We start from the raw sequence: 14,853 nt of genomic DNA, 5'->3' as shown, positions 1-14,853 counted from the left end.
CTGTCAGGCGGGGGCGCCTGTGGACTGACGCAGGATCAGTTCCACCGGCCACAATTCCTGGCATTCCTGCACCGGCCTACCGGAGATGATCTGAAGCAGAAGTTCGGTCACGCGCATGCCCGCCATCCGCATGGACGAGCGTGTGGTGGAGAGCGGCGGCAGCATGCTCTCAGGCGTCAAGTAGGGAAACACGTCGTCATGAGCGATGACGGACACGTCCTTGCCGATGACGAGACCCAATTGCGTGGCGGCGCGATAGACGCCTTGAGCCGTCATCATCGCGCCGGCCACGAAGGCCGTGGGGCGCGATGGTTGCTCCAGAAGCGCGCGGGCGAATCGAAAGGCCGTTTCCTCGCTGAAATGCTCGTTCATCATCAGCTTCGGGTCGGGCGAGAGCCCGTATTCCGAAAGCGCGTCGCTGAAACCCTGTTCGCGGTCGTTAACGAATGTTCGGCCCTTGGGCCCATTGATCATCGCAATGCGCCGGTGTCCGCGTTCGAGGAAATGCATGGTGGGGCGATAGGTGACGTCGCGATTGTCGATATCGAGCCAGGCATGTGGGAAGGACGTCTTCGATCGACCGTGGACGATGAAGGGAACGCCGAGCCGATGGAGCAGAGCGATGCGCTCATCCGCCGGGCGGGGTGAATGGACGACGATGCCATCTACCTTGCCGCTTGCCGCCAGACGGTTGAAGATTGCCAGTTCCTCATCGAGATTGTTGTCGATGGCGACGCTGACGAGAATATCGGTTTCCTGCCCTTCCAGGCGCGCGGCCATGCCGCCCATGAATTCGGAAAAAAAGTGACCGCCGCCGCTGCGGCCCATGACCACGCCGATGGCGCCTGCGCGTCCTGTGACAAGCCGCACGGCATTGGCATTGGGGCGATAGCCAAGTCTGCGCGCAGCCTCCATCACCCGCTCGCGGGTTTCCTGACGAACCTCTGGATAGCCTCCAAGTGCACGGCTGACTGTCGTTGGAGAAAGGCCAACCTGTTCTGCGAATTCCTTGAGCTTCATGATGTCCGCCGTTTTCATCTGCATGCTAGCTCAGAGCGAATTTTTCAAGCAACAAAAATCGAAAGCGATTTAAAATTAGAAAATGTAGATGAAGCATTGGAATCCATAGGTTTCTTCATCGTTGGTGCGCTGCACAGAGAATAGCGCTTGGGAATCCCATTTCATGACCTATTGACAGGTTGAAGAGGAATTGTAAGCTTCAAAAAATTGAAAGCGTTTTCAATTTATGCATCGTCAAAGTTTCAGAGGGAGGAGAATGATGACGAACTTTTCTAAAAGGGCCTTGTTCCTATGCGGCAGCCTTTTGGCTTTTGCTGCATCCGCGCAGGCAGCAGAGATTGCCATGGCGGCCAATTCCACCGGCAAAAATCTCAACTTCATTCGTGAGCGGCTGGCCGAATTCGAGAAGCAGAGTGGCCATAAGGTGAAGCTCGTGACGATGCCGCCATCATCCAGCGAGCAGTTCAGCCAGTATCGTCTTTGGCTTGCAGCCGGAAACACGGATGTGGACGTCTACCAGACGGATATCGTCTGGGCACCACAGCTTGCCGACCAGTTTGTCGATCTGACGGCGGCGGCCAAGGACGTGATCGGCGAGCATTTCCCGTCCGTGGTCGCGTCGCAGACGGTGGATGGCAAGCTCGTGGCCATGCCGATGTATACCGACGCGCCGGCGATGTTCTATCGAAAGGATTTGCTCGACAAATACGGCAAGCAGCCGCCGAAGACGTGGAAGGAGATGGCCGAGACTGCCAAGGAAATTCAGGACAAGGAGCGTGCAGCTGGCCAGAAGGATCTCTGGGGCTTCGTGTTCCAGGGCAGCGCTTATGAAGGCCTGACCTGCAACGCACTCGAATGGGTGGCGTCCGCTGGCGGTGGGCATATCGTCGAGACCAATGGCGATATCAGCATCAACAACGAAAAGGCCGCTGCCGCTCTCGATATGGCCAAGAGCTGGATCGGCACCATCTCGCCCCAGGGCGCGCTGGCCTATAAGGAGGAGGAGGCCCGCGGCGTCTGGCAGACCGGCAATTCCGTCTTCATGCGCAACTGGCCCTATGCCTATGCTCTCGGCAATGGCGCCGATAGCGCCATCAAGGGCAAGTTCGGCGTCGCGCCGCTGCCAGCGGGCGCGGAGGGTGAGGCGCCTGCCTCGACCTTGGGCGGCTGGAATGTCGCAGTCTCGAAGTACTCGAAGAGCCAGGACGCAGCCATTGAGCTGGTCAAGTTCCTGACCTCTGCTGAAACGCAGAAGAAGCGGGCGGTAGAGCTTTCCAACATGCCGACGATTGCTGCGCTTTATGACGACAAGGATGTCGCGGCCGCGCAACCCTTCATGCCGCAGTGGAAGCCGATCTTCGAGACGGCCGTTCCGCGTCCGTCAGCGGCAACCAAGGTGAAATACAACGAGGTCTCGTCGAAATTCTGGGGTGCCGTCCACAACACCCTCTCCGGCTCCGGCTCGGCTGCCGAAAACCTCGAGCTTCTCGAAGTCGAGCTGACCGATCTCAAGGGCAGTGCCTGGTAACACTGTGAACGCGAAGCGGCACGTCTTGCCGCTTCGCCCCCTGTCCAATCGGTGGAAGCTCTCATGAAAACAACTGTCCCTGATCGATCAGCGGCGATGGTCGGCTCCGACCTGCAGTCGGAGCGGCTGCGCTCAGCCTGGCTGTTCCTCGCCCCGACCTTTCTCGTGCTCGCTCTTGTCGCGGGCTGGCCTCTCGTCAGAACCGTCTGGTTCAGCCTAACGGACGCCTCTCTGACCAACCTTTCCGACGCCGAGTTCGTCGGCCTCAAGAATTACATTTCGTGGATTACGCTCAGCAGTGGCCGCACCGTGTATCGTGGCCTCTTGGCAGATCCGGTTTTCTGGGGTGCGGCGTGGAATACGGTGAAATTCACCATCCTCTCTGTGTCGCTTGAGACCGTCCTCGGTCTTATTGTTGCGCTGGTGCTCAATGCCGAGTTCAAGGGTCGAGGCCTCGTGCGTGCCGCGATCCTCATTCCCTGGGCCATTCCCACAATCGTCTCGGCACGCATGTGGTCCTGGATGCTGAACGACCAGTTCGGCATTCTGAACGACATGATGCTGAGCCTTGGCCTCATCAGCCAGAAGATCGCATGGACCGCCAATCCCGAAACGGCGATGACCGCCGTGCTGATTGTGGATGTGTGGAAGACAACGCCCTTCATGGCGCTGCTCATTCTCGCAGGTCTACAGATGGTGCCGAAGGATATGTATGAGGCCGCCAAGGTCGATGGCATTCATCCGATCAAGGTTTTCCTGCGGGTTACGCTTCCGATGATCCGTCCGGCACTCATGGTCGCTGTTATTTTCCGCATGCTGGATGCGATGCGCGTCTTTGACCTCATCTACATTCTGACGCCTAACAATGCGCAGACGCGCACCCTGTCGGTGCTGGCACGCGAAAACCTCTTCGACTTCGACAAGTTCGCCTATGGGGCTGCTGTCTCGACGATGCTGTTTCTCATCATCGCCTCGATCACCATCGTCTATATGTGGCTTGGCCGCGTCAACACCGATGGAGGCGCAAGATGACGGCAACGACGGTTCTGAAAAACACCGCCTTTTATGCGCTCGTCGCCATCATCATTATGGTGGCCGTGTTCCCCTTCTATTACGCCATCCTGACGAGCCTCAAATCCGGTACGGCGCTGTTTGAAATCAACTATCTGCCCAGGGCATTCTCTTTCGGCAACTATGCCGACGTGCTGGCCAATGACAGCTTCCTGCGCAATCTCGGCAACTCGTTGATGGTGGCAACCTGCGTCGTGGCGCTATCCCTGCTTCTTGCGGTCACGGCGGCTTATGCGCTTGCCCGCGTTCGCTTCCGGGGACGCGCTCTACTGCTGCTGACGATCCTTTCGGTATCGATGTTCCCGCAGATCGCAGTGCTGGCGGGTCTCTTCGAATTGATCCGCTGGGCGGGCCTGTTCAACACGCCGCTGGCGCTGATCTTCTCCTACATGATCTTCACGCTGCCCTTTACGGTGTGGGTATTGACGACCTTCATGCGGGATTTGCCGGTGGAAATCGAAGAGGCGGCGATCGTCGATGGTGCCTCGCCATGGGTCATCATCACGCAGGTCTTCCTGCCGCTGATGTGGCCGGCGCTGGTTACGACGGGGCTTCTCGCTTTCATCGCTGCCTGGAACGAGTTTCTGTTCGCGCTCACCTTCACCTCATCGAATGAGCAACGCACGGTTCCGGTGGCAATCGCCCTTCTTTCGGGAAGCTCCCAGTTCGAAATTCCCTGGGGAACGATCATGGCGGCTTCTGTCATCGTCACCGTCCCACTCGTTATCCTCGTTCTGATCTTCCAGCGACGTATCATTTCCGGCCTCACCGCCGGTGGCGTCAAAGGCTAGGAGAAATCTCATGACCAGCATTCAACTGCGAAATCTACGCAAGTCCTTCGGCGCTTTCGAGGTCATCAAGGGTATCGACATGGATGTCCGCTCCGGCGAATTCATGGTTTTCGTCGGTCCCTCCGGCTGCGGAAAATCAACGCTGCTGCGGCTCATATGCGGCCTGGAGGAAATCACCGGCGGCGAGCTTTCCTTCGACGGAGAGATCGTCAACCGGCTGACGCCTGCCAAGCGTGGTGTCGCCATGGTCTTCCAGTCCTATGCGCTCTATCCGCATATGACCGTTTTCGAGAACATGGCCTTCGGCATGAAGCTTGCCGGTTCCAGCAAGGAGGAGCGGCGCAAACGTGTGGAGGCTGCAGCCGAGATGCTGCAATTGACGCCTTATCTGGAGCGTCTGCCCAAGCAACTCTCGGGCGGTCAGCGCCAGCGTGTGGCGATCGGTCGTGCCATCGTTCGCGATCCGAAGGTCTTCCTCTTCGACGAGCCGCTTTCCAATCTCGATGCGGCCCTTCGTGTCGCGACCCGTCTTGAAATTGCCAAGCTCCACCGTAGCATGCATGACACGACCATGATCTACGTGACCCACGATCAGGTGGAGGCGATGACGCTTGCGGACAGAATTTGCGTGTTGCGGGACGGCCGTGTCGAGCAGATCGGTACGCCGCTCGAACTTTACGAGACGCCGGTCAATACCTTCGTCGCAGGCTTCATCGGCTCGCCAAAGATGAATTTCATCGGTGGTCGTTTCGCCGAAAGCCATGGGGCGCACTCGATCGGCATCCGGCCGGAGCATATTGTCGTTTCGGATGGCGCGGGTGGATGGACTGGCGAGATCGTCCACTCCGAAATGCTCGGCTCTGACAGCTATATTTATGTCGATATCGGTGCGGATGAGCCGCTCGTCGTGCGCGAGGAGGGCGTTTCGCACCGGGCGACGGGAGAGAAGATCAAGCTCTCACCCGTGCCGGAACACATTCACCGTTTCGATCAAGCAGGCGTTGCTCTGAAACGTGCAGAAACACGCGGAGCCGCCTGATCAATTTCAGTTCGCCGGCGTTAACAACCCTCGCTGGTTTATCAAGGAGTATGTCTATGACCATCAACACCGTCGTCTGGGGCGAAAACATCCACGAGCATATCAATGAAACGGTTCGTGCTGTTTATCCCAACGGCATGCACAATGCGATCGCCGATGCCCTGAACAAGGACCCGGAGATCAACGCGACAACCGCAACCCTGCAGGAGCCGGAACATGGGCTTTCGCAGGAAAGGCTGGACCAGACCGACGTGCTGGTCTGGTGGGGCCATAAGGACCATGGCGCCGTTCAGGACGAGATTGTCGAGCGTGTCGCCAAGCGCGTCTGGGAAGGCATGGGCCTCATCGTTCTCCACTCCGGTCACTTCTCCAAGCCGTTCAAGCGACTGATGGGAACCCCTTGCGCGTTGAAATGGCGCGAGGCGGGCGAGCGCGAGCGTATCTGGACCATCAATCCCCGACATCCGATCGCTGCCGGCCTGCCGGAGCATTTCGAACTGGAAAACGAGGAAATGTACGGGGAGCAGTTCTCCGTGCCAGAACCGCTGGAAACCGTGTTCATTTCGTGGTTCCAGGGGGGCGAGGTGTTCCGCTCCGGTCTCACCTGGCGCCGTGGTGCGGGCAACATCTTCTATTTCCGTCCGGGGCATGAAACATATCCCACCTACCACGACGACAACATCCAGAAGGTCATCAGCAATTCGGTCAAGTGGGCCTACAATCCGGTGGGCGCGTTGAAGAGCATCCACGATGCGCCGAACGTTCCAGTCGATAAGGCGCTCGAACCCATCGAGGAGCGTGGTCCCAAACTGCACAAGGCTGGTGAAGCAGGTTACAGGTAATCCATCATGAAGCTACTTATTCTCGGTACCGGTGGCATGGCGAACACGCACGCCACCCATTTCTCTCAGATTTCCGGCGTGGAAACGGTTGCGGCCGTCGACGTGGACGAAGTGATCGTCCGTGCCTTTGCCGCGCGCCACAATATACCGCTGACCTTTACCTCGCTGGATGACGCGTTGGCATGGGGCGAATTCGACGCGGTTGCCAACGTCACACCCGACGCGATCCATCACCCAACCAGCCTCAAGCTTCTGGCTGCGGGCAAGCACGTCTTCTGCGAAAAGCCGCTTGCCGAAACCTACGCCAAGGCGTCGGAAATGGCAGATGCCGCCGAAAAAGCCGGTCTGGTCGCCATGGTCAACCTCACCTATCGCAACGTGGCGCCGCTTCAGGAAGCCCGCAAGATGGTACTTGAAGGCCGCATCGGCAAGCTTCGCCACCTGGAGGCATCCTATCTCCAGAGCTGGCTGGTCTCGAAAGCCTGGGGCGACTGGATGACCGAGAGCAAATGGCTCTGGCGTCTGTCGACCAAGCATGGTTCGAACGGCGTGCTGGGCGATGTTGGCATCCACATTCTCGACTTTGCATCCTACGGTGCAGGCAGTGATGTGGAGCGCATCTTCACGCGTCTGAAGACCTTCGATAAATATGAGGGCAACCGCATCGACGTCTATGATCTCGATGCCAATGACAGTTTCACCATGACGGCGGAACTCGCCAATGGTGCCATGGGCGTCATCCACGCTACCCGATGGGCAACCGGCCACCTGAATGAGCTTCGCCTGCGCCTGCATGGCGACAAGGGCGCGCTAGAGGTCGTCCATAAGCCGGAATATTCGACGCTGCGCGGTTGCCTTGGCGATGATATCGAAAAGGCGGTCTGGCGGGATATCGAGCCTGAGCCGGTGCCAACGAATTACGAGAAGTTCGCCAAGGCCGTGATGGAAGGCGGGGTCGCCGACCCTGATTTCCGTCATGCAGCGAACCTTCAGAAGGTGCTCGATCTTTCGATCATCACGGATCGCGAACGGCGCGAAATCGCCGTCTGAACTTTCGACAGCCAACACAGACATCGAAGGCCGGGGAGCCACATGCTTCCCGGCCTTCTTGCGTTATGATCCGCCAACACCTGGCAAACGGTATGTTAACAGGTGCTGTTCTAGGGTGATCCAGAGAGTGTCTATGCTGGAGCGCCGATATACTGAGGCGACCGCTTGTTAAAGCTTGGACATCTCTTTCGCGCGGGTCATGGTGATATTGTCCTCACCAGTTCCTCGTCTGCTTTTATGTGTTTGCGTTATGGGCCGGTGAACTGAGATGGCGATGAATCAGGGTGTGGTGGACGGGGCGGACTATCGCGAACCCACGCATGGACCGGAAAACCTGCTGCGGCTCGTCGCTCTTTTGTGGCGCAATATCCTCGTCATTCTTTTAAGCGGACTGCTCCTGGCAGCTGCCGCCTTTGGCGTATCGCTGCTCATCCCCAATTATTACACGGCAACGACGCAGATCCTGCTCGATCCGGAAGGCTCCCGGATTCTGGAAAGCGACTTGACCGCCCAGCCGCGCGCGGTCGATTCTCACGTGCTGAACCAGCAATATCTGCTGACATCGAATGAGCTTCTGATCCGGGTCGTCGAAAAGGAAAATCTACAGAATGATCCGGAATTCGGCGCATTCAATGCCAAATATACCGACAGCAAAAGCCGCACCCAGCTTGCCGTCGACAGATTGCGTAAGGCCGAGTCGGTCGCGATTGTCGGGAAGAGCTTTATCGTCAACGTCACTGTGAAATCCAGCAGCCCGGAGCAGGCGGCGAAGATCGCCAATGCTATTGCCGATACCTATTTGGAACTCCGTTCGGAAATGAATGCCGACACACTGAAGCGCACGGGCGGCGGTTTGTCGGCGCAGTTGGAGCAACTGCGCAAGGCGGTGGAGGATGGCGATCGCGCCGTTCAGGCTTACAGAGCGACCCACAACCTCGCCAATGTCGCCGGCCGCCCTGATATCGAGCAGCAGATCTCCGATACCAATGCGGAGATCGCGCGTCTTTCCGGCACGATTGCAGAGAACGAAGCACTGGTCTCCGAACTGAGACAGGCCCGTAACGACCGGCAATATCTCCGATCGGTTCCCGATTCCTCGCTCACCCCATCGATCATTTCGCTGAGAGCACGTTACCAGCAAAGCCAGGAGGAGCAGGCCGTTCTCGCGACCTCGCTCGGCGCGCAGCATCCAGCACTTCAGGCCGCCAGGGCAAGAACCCAGTCGCTTGCCACCATCCTGGACGACCAACTCCGCAATTTCTCCACCACGACATCACGCAATCTCGACCGGTTGAAAAATCAACTGGCCCTTCTTCAGGCCAACCTCGATCGACTGACCCGCGCTCAAAACGGCGAAGAAAGCACGATGGTGCAACTGCGTGAGCTTCAGCGAAAGCTCGACAGCGATCGTGCCGTCTATGAGTCCTTCCTGCTGCGAACCCGTCAGCTTTCCGAACAGCAGGGCACGCCGACGGAGAACTCGCGGATCATCTCGGTTGCCGAGGCACCTCTTCAGAAGGCTGGTCCGCCGAGAACCTTGATCGCCACCGGTGCCGGACTATTTGGTATGATCCTGGCGGCCGGCATTCTGGTGCTGCGCGACCAGTTCGGTGGACGGAACACAGCGATCGTTGCCGCTAACCCCTCCGCTCGTCAGTCGCTTCAAGAGGACGAAGCCTGAAACGCCTGCAGTCACGCCGCCTGTAGAAGAGGTTCAGGCAGTACAATCGCCACCGGTTTCAACAATTGCGCCTGTTGCCGCGTCTGGGCCAGCCCATGGGCCAACGCCTCTCGTTTCAGCTATGATCATCCCGGCCAAGCGCAGCCGCGCTCTTCTGGCGAACGAAAAGGACGACTATGCGGGGCTTGTGAAGGAACTGTGCGCTTCCGTTCCTCTAAGCCAGGGATACGCGGTGCTGGTCACTTCCGTCGGTCCGCAAAATCGCGCCTCCCATACCGCATTCAATCTGGCCCATGCTGCCGCCCGTCTGGGAAGACGCGTGCTGTTGGCCGATGGAGCAAGCCGTGACCCGGCATTGACGCGCCTGCTATTGGATGTGCCCACGTCCATGGTGGACAAGGCTGCTGGGCAAGATGGCGGGCACGGCGGGATCATCGATTTCGAGGACGCGTCGTTGATGAAATTCCTGCCCGCCGGGGCCGATCTCCAGGCGCATCTCTCCGGGAAAGTGGTGAGTGAGGAAAACGAGGCTTTCGATCTTATCGTCGTCGATGGCGGTATCGCCGACGCGCATCCGGTGCCTGCGCCGATTGCCAGGATGGTCGATGAGGTTGTGCTCATGCAAAATGAGGAGGATGCCGGAAGCACTGTTCTCTCACTGGTGGCTCTCGAAGAAGGTGGGCTCAAGCAGGCGCGGGTGGTCCGTCAAGACCGTACCGGCCTGCATTATTGAGGCCCAGCCTTGACAGATAATAGGCATCTGGCGGTGAAGCGCCTCCCATTCTGGAACAAGCGCCTCGGAGCGACGGGGCTCAGCATTCTCTTCAATACGGGACTTCGCGGATCGACGCTCGTTCTGCGCTTCGCACTTTCCTTCTATATCGTTAAGTTCATGGGGCTGGAGGCGGCGGGCATCTATGGCCTGGCGCTCGGCGTCGTCACCACCGCGCCGGCAATCCTCGGATGGGGACTCAACTACTTCATCGCCCGCGATGTCAGCGGTAAATCGAACGGCGTGACCGGCGCTTACATGAAGTCGCGACTTGCGGTGACGATTGCTTCTCTGTCGCTGATGACGCTGCTGGCGGTCGTGGCGGCCTTTACCTTGGATTATCCGGTCAAACCTCTTTACGTCGTCATTCTGATCATCGTGTGGCTGGAGACGATCTCCTGCGACATTCACATGCCGCTGATCTCGAAGGAAATGGCGAGCGCGGCAAACATGCTTTTCTTCCTGCGAACGACATCCTGGGTTTTACCCGTGATTGCTCTGGGGCTCGCTTTCCCGACGTTCCGCAACATCGAGACGGTGTTCGTGGGCTGGTCGCTGGGCTACCTTGGTATGTTTGCCGGCCTGTTTTACTTCCTGCGCCACTGGCCGCTCGCGCGCATCGCCAAAGTACCGGTGCGATACGACTGGATCAAGAGCCGCATGCGCCGGTCTTGGATGATCCATATCAGCGAAATCTGTAATGTCGGGCTTGTCTATGCCGACCGCTACATCGTCTCGCTGTTGCTGACCTTGTCTTTAACGGGGGTCTACACTTTCTACTGGTCGCTGGCGAATGCATTGCAGACGTTGATTTCGACCGCCGTGCTGCAAATCGCCATCCCCAAATTGTTCAAGGCCTATAATGACGGCTCCGCAGAGGAATGGCGCCGGATGATGGTCAGGCAATTTGCCAAGACCGCTATTGCCGGTCTGATCCTCGGTGTGGCAATTTTTGTCGCTGGACGTGTCGTGGTAGAGGTCATGAACATGCCCGCGCTCGCCGAGCACGAGGGTGTTTTTGCGTTGCTGCTGCTGACGGCTGCGGTTCGCGCCTGCACCGATCTCATGGGTTTCGGCATGAGCAGCCTTCGGAAAGACGGTCACTACGCGGTCGTCAATCTCTCGAGCGTCATCATCTCGATCGGCATGAGTTTTCTTCTCATCAGCACGCTCGGTTTCATGGGGGCAGGGCTCGCGGCGCTTGTCTCCGCCCTGATAACGGCCAGTGTTTCGGCCTTCATGTTGTGGCGGGCTTCAAGGAATATTTAAAGCAGTTGATGCCTGCCAGGGGCAGGCAAAGAGGGGATGGGCATGGCAGTCGGTGAACCGCAGAAAACCCTCTTGGGGAAACTCGCAAAGGCGCTTTATCACGCCACGATACACAGTTTGCCGATCAAGCAGGCGACCCAACTCCAGTATTTCCGCTATCACCGGCTCTGGCCCGACATCGACAATCCCAAGACGCTCAACGAACATCTGGTCGCACGCAAGATCGCATGGCGTGAACCCACGGACGATCCACGTCTCATTATGCTGAGTGACAAGATTGCAGTCAAAGCGCATGTCGCCAAGGTGCTTGGCGAGGAATGGGTAACGCCGACGCTTTGGCGGGGTAAGGACCTCAACGATTGCCCGCCCTTGCCGTTTCCCTATGTGATCAAGGTCAATCACGGGTCGGACCGGAACATCTTCGTCTACGGACCCGACGATCTCGTGGGCGCCAAGGGGAAGTGCGATCTCTGGCTTCAGGGCCGCACAGCCTGGCGGCTTGCGGAAGAGTGGTACAACCATATCGAGCCGGAAATCTTTATTGAACCCTTTATCGGCGAGAATGGCGAAGCGCCGGTGGATTACAAGCTGTTTTGCTTCGAGGATGATATTCCCTGTATTCAGATCGATACGGCACGCTTCAGCGATCATCGTCGCTGCTTCTACGACGAGCATTGGAATAAGTTGCCCTTCGGACATTACTATCCAATGGAAGACAAGGAGTTGCCGCGCCCTCCGCATCTCGATGCCATTCTGGCCGCGGCTCGAACCCTGGCGCAGGGCTTCGAATTCGTTCGGATCGACTTTTACGACAAGCCGTCGGGACCGATCTTCGGGGAGATGACCTTCTCGCCGACGTCGGGATTTGGCGCCTTCCGTCCACCATCGACGGATGCCTGGCTTGGCACCTTCTGGCGCGATCATCCCAAAGGGCGGTTTCGTACATCTGGGGAGTGGTGATCAGCCTGCCGAAGGAAGATCGTTGGTGTCCGTGCGACCCGGGACGGTGAGAAGCCACGACAGGATGATGCCGCCCAAGAGCCATGCCGTCACGACATAGACGTAGTAAAAGCTTGGGGTGAAGACCGCATTGAACAGGAACAGGAAGGCGATGTAACCGCAGGCGACGCGTCGCACCCCAAGGCCGTTGCGTGGCAGGTCCGTGTGCACCCAAAGATGTAGCTTGCCGAAGTAGAAGCCGAAAAGCGTTGCGGCAAAAATGATGCCCGGGATGCCGAAGTTGAGATAGGCCTCACCGAAGAGTGTAGGGCGCAGACCGGCATGGAATTCTGGATCGAGCCCTGCCAGCGTCGTGGTGATGACGCCGGTTCGGTAGTCGTTGCGGAATTCGCTGATGAAGGCTGGAATCAGTGCCGTATAGCCGGCCAGATACGTCATGCCGTGGTAGAACTGGCCTTTAAAGCCGCTCAAGATCCATGCGTAGTCGCGAAAATCCGAGAAGTTGTTGCCATAGAAGATCTGGGCGGTCAGGCTGTCGATCAAATCGGGTGCTGCCTCTCCCTCGGCAGACGAGCGCAATATTCCGAGGCCGACAGCCACCAGTATGAAGGCGACGGCGGAAAGGCCAAAGACGACGAGGTTGCGGTATCGGTAGGCAATGATGACGCAGATGACGAAGGCAAACAGCGCTTCGATACTGGCGCCGCGCGTGCCGATCATCAAGCCGAGCGCGCCGCAGAAGAGGCCCATGGCAATGAATTTCCGGCCTCCCGCAAAGCCATAGACCAGCAGGCTGATCGCTGTGGTGGGAAGAATGACAGCATAGAGGTTGATGACCGGGCGGATCGAGGGATTTTCGAACGCGAACTCACGCCCCTCGAAGGGTCTGACGCCAAGAGAGAACAGTCCTGCCGTAGCGAGAAGAATGATGAGGAAGGACAGCCAAGCACCGGTTCGTGTTTGCCAGAAAGAGTAACCGCTTTCGATAAAGTCGAAGATGTAGCTTCGGCCTGAACTGAATGTCGCAAGGCCCATGCCGACGATCAAGAAAACGACGCCGATCACCGAGAGAAAGAAGGCTTGGTCAATGTGCTGCCTGATCGCAAAAATCGAGCCCCCAACCACCTCCATATTCTTCTCCGAGCTGGCGAAGATGGGCATGATGAGGATCGGCAGAACGGTGTAACGAAGCCAGAAATAGGAGGATAGCGTCAGCACGCCCCATCGCAAGAAGGAGCTGATATAATAGAGGATGAAGACCAACCAGCCGAGAATTAGGATGAGCCAAGCGAGATTGGACATTTCCAAGCCTTGTTCACGTGCCCGGCTGCAAAAATCGGCCAACTGAACCCGGTTCGGTTCAGGCTACGTTTCGTTGTCCTCACCATGCCCAAAATCTCTTAAGATATTGTTGACCATGTTTGTTGGTCGGGGCACCGTTTACGCGACTTGGCCCACAGCGGCTTTTGTCAGGATCTGCTCCAGCGTGTCGTAATATCCGGATTGCTCGGCAGTGCCGTCGAATGAAGCGATCCCCGGGAAAAGCTCGTCACGCCTCTCCCACCATCTCTCGGGACCGATCGAGGCCGCTTTCTCCAGCAATCGGGCAAGCGCTCCAGGCTGCTCAGGATTATAGCACCAGCCGGTTTTTTCGGCTTCGACGATCTCCGGCGTTCCTCCCCTTGTGCTGCCGATGACGGGAACACCATAGACGCCGGCCTCGACGAGAATTCGGCTTTGCGGCTCGTGCCAGAGAGAGGGGACAACGACTGCGTCAGCAATGCGATAGATTTCCTGAGGCGCGACGAAACCGCGAAACTCGACATTGGCCATGGCGCCGAGGCGTTTTATGCAGTCTTCCTCGCTCGGGCGACCGCGCCCCCCAACGACCAGACGGGCGTTGCTACCCGCGGGTAAGGCCTTGAAGGCCTCGATCAACTCGGGAACGCCCTTTTCCTTGGACAAAGTACCGAGATAGCCGAAGGTGAAAATCTGCCCCGCCGGCTTTGTACGGCCAACAATGCTTGTATCGAAGGATTGCAGCGGCGTGTTCTTGTTGTGCATGACATGCCAGTCAGCTTCTGCCAGAACACCATTCTCGATGAAACGCTGTTTCACGAAATTGCTGACGGCAATCACCGCCATGCCGTTTCCACGTAATCTCACGCGACGATTGATCAGGCTACAGTCGAAGCAAGGCGTCGCGCAGTTATCACCTCTACGGAACATGCTGGTCTTAGGACAGAGCAGGGCATAGTCGCGCAGATGCAGACAGATGGGAATCCCTGCGTCATCGGCCGCATGAAAAATCGCAGGCTGCATGTAGGATGAGTTTTGCGCATAAATGAGATTGAAATTCTCGCGTCTGAAAAATTCAGTTAGCCCTTCCAAGCATATTGCACCAATCGCGGTGCGGAGATGCCATGCGGCACGACGAGCGAAATTTGCCGAGGGCTTGATATGGCCAGGCAGGTAACTGTTCTCCCAGGGAAGCCGAACCACGCGGACATTGTTGGCGAATCTGGTTTCTCCCGGGGGCGCCAAGGGGTCGCCCACTTTTCCGAGCGCCAGAACGGTAACATCATGCTTCTTGGCAAGCTCGGTCGCTCCAGCGCGCGCCGATATCTCAGCGCCTCCCTCCGCTTGAGGAGCAAAAGTCTGCGAGACGATGCAGATTTTCACGCGTTTTCCCCTCGTTCATCGGGAGTGGTTTGTTACAATTTTCCCTAAATCGCAAATAACTCTTTAAATATGTTGAATAAACCTTCCTTGAGAAAGCATGTCTAAAGTCGTTGCATCAATCAAGTGCACTTTATTTCTAAGTCGGGAG

At 57.7% G+C, this 14,853-nt stretch carries 13 protein-coding genes; 10 read left to right on the top strand and 3 right to left on the bottom strand.

Annotation, left to right across the window (positions count from 1 at the left end; translation table 11 throughout):
- Positions 1–3: 3 nt before the first annotated feature.
- Complete coding sequence (locus QE408_RS03230; protein ID WP_306930174.1) at positions 4–1,020, bottom strand: substrate-binding domain-containing protein; 1,017 nt, start codon at positions 1,018–1,020, stop codon at positions 4–6.
- Between the two features lie 259 nt (positions 1,021–1,279).
- On the opposite strand from QE408_RS03230, the gene QE408_RS03225 reads away from it, so the two are divergent.
- The 10 genes from QE408_RS03225 (at position 1,280) to QE408_RS03180 (ending at position 12,023) form a co-directional block, all read left to right on the top strand.
- Positions 1,280–2,548 carry an ABC transporter substrate-binding protein gene (locus QE408_RS03225; RefSeq protein ID WP_306928495.1) on the top strand — a complete coding sequence of 423 codons (1,269 nt, stop codon included), beginning with the start codon at positions 1,280–1,282 and terminating at the stop codon, positions 2,546–2,548.
- A gap of 63 nt (positions 2,549–2,611) precedes the next feature.
- The gene (locus tag QE408_RS03220; protein WP_306928494.1) at positions 2,612–3,580 is read left to right on the top strand and encodes a carbohydrate ABC transporter permease; all 969 of its coding nucleotides are present in this window, start codon (positions 2,612–2,614) and stop codon (positions 3,578–3,580) included.
- Positions 3,577–4,410, top strand: a complete 834-nt coding sequence (locus QE408_RS03215) for a carbohydrate ABC transporter permease (RefSeq protein ID WP_306928492.1) — start codon at positions 3,577–3,579, stop codon at positions 4,408–4,410. The genes QE408_RS03220 and QE408_RS03215 overlap by 4 nt, the downstream gene beginning before the upstream one ends.
- A gap of 10 nt (positions 4,411–4,420) precedes the next feature.
- Positions 4,421–5,449: an ABC transporter ATP-binding protein gene (locus tag QE408_RS03210; RefSeq protein ID WP_306928490.1), complete on the top strand. Its 1,029-nt coding sequence runs from the start codon at positions 4,421–4,423 to the stop codon at positions 5,447–5,449.
- 56 nt (positions 5,450–5,505) lie between these two features.
- A complete protein-coding gene (locus tag QE408_RS03205; RefSeq protein ID WP_306928488.1) occupies positions 5,506–6,291 on the top strand; it encodes a ThuA domain-containing protein in 786 nt (261 codons plus the stop codon).
- A 6-nt stretch (positions 6,292–6,297) separates the two neighbouring features.
- A complete protein-coding gene (locus tag QE408_RS03200) occupies positions 6,298–7,341 on the top strand; it encodes a Gfo/Idh/MocA family protein (RefSeq protein ID WP_306928485.1) in 1,044 nt (347 codons plus the stop codon).
- A 268-nt stretch (positions 7,342–7,609) separates the two neighbouring features.
- Complete coding sequence (locus QE408_RS03195) at positions 7,610–9,022, top strand: GumC family protein (RefSeq protein ID WP_306928484.1); 1,413 nt, start codon at positions 7,610–7,612, stop codon at positions 9,020–9,022.
- Positions 9,023–9,143: 121 nt separating this feature from the next.
- Positions 9,144–9,755 (top strand): hypothetical protein, encoded by a 612-nt coding sequence (locus QE408_RS03190; protein WP_306928481.1) that lies wholly within the window; start codon positions 9,144–9,146, stop codon positions 9,753–9,755.
- A gap of 9 nt (positions 9,756–9,764) precedes the next feature.
- On the top strand, positions 9,765–11,063 hold the full coding sequence (locus QE408_RS03185) for a lipopolysaccharide biosynthesis protein (RefSeq protein ID WP_306928479.1): 1,299 nt from the start codon (positions 9,765–9,767) through the stop codon (positions 11,061–11,063).
- A gap of 42 nt (positions 11,064–11,105) precedes the next feature.
- A complete protein-coding gene (locus tag QE408_RS03180; protein ID WP_306928478.1) occupies positions 11,106–12,023 on the top strand; it encodes an ATP-grasp fold amidoligase family protein in 918 nt (305 codons plus the stop codon).
- Here the strand turns inward: QE408_RS03180 and QE408_RS03175 are convergent, their stop codons facing one another.
- On the bottom strand, positions 12,024–13,325 hold the full coding sequence (locus tag QE408_RS03175) for an oligosaccharide repeat unit polymerase (RefSeq protein WP_306928476.1): 1,302 nt from the start codon (positions 13,323–13,325) through the stop codon (positions 12,024–12,026).
- Between the two features lie 138 nt (positions 13,326–13,463).
- Positions 13,464–14,705 carry a glycosyltransferase gene (locus QE408_RS03170; protein WP_306928474.1) on the bottom strand — a complete coding sequence of 414 codons (1,242 nt, stop codon included), beginning with the start codon at positions 14,703–14,705 and terminating at the stop codon, positions 13,464–13,466.
- Positions 14,706–14,853 lie beyond the last annotated feature (148 nt).

The organism is Agrobacterium larrymoorei, assembly GCF_030819275.1.
In the GTDB taxonomy this organism is placed as follows: domain Bacteria; phylum Pseudomonadota; class Alphaproteobacteria; order Rhizobiales; family Rhizobiaceae; genus Agrobacterium; species Agrobacterium larrymoorei_B.
The sequence above is the reverse complement of the archived record's forward strand: the minus strand, read 5'-3'. Positions and strand labels throughout refer to the sequence as shown.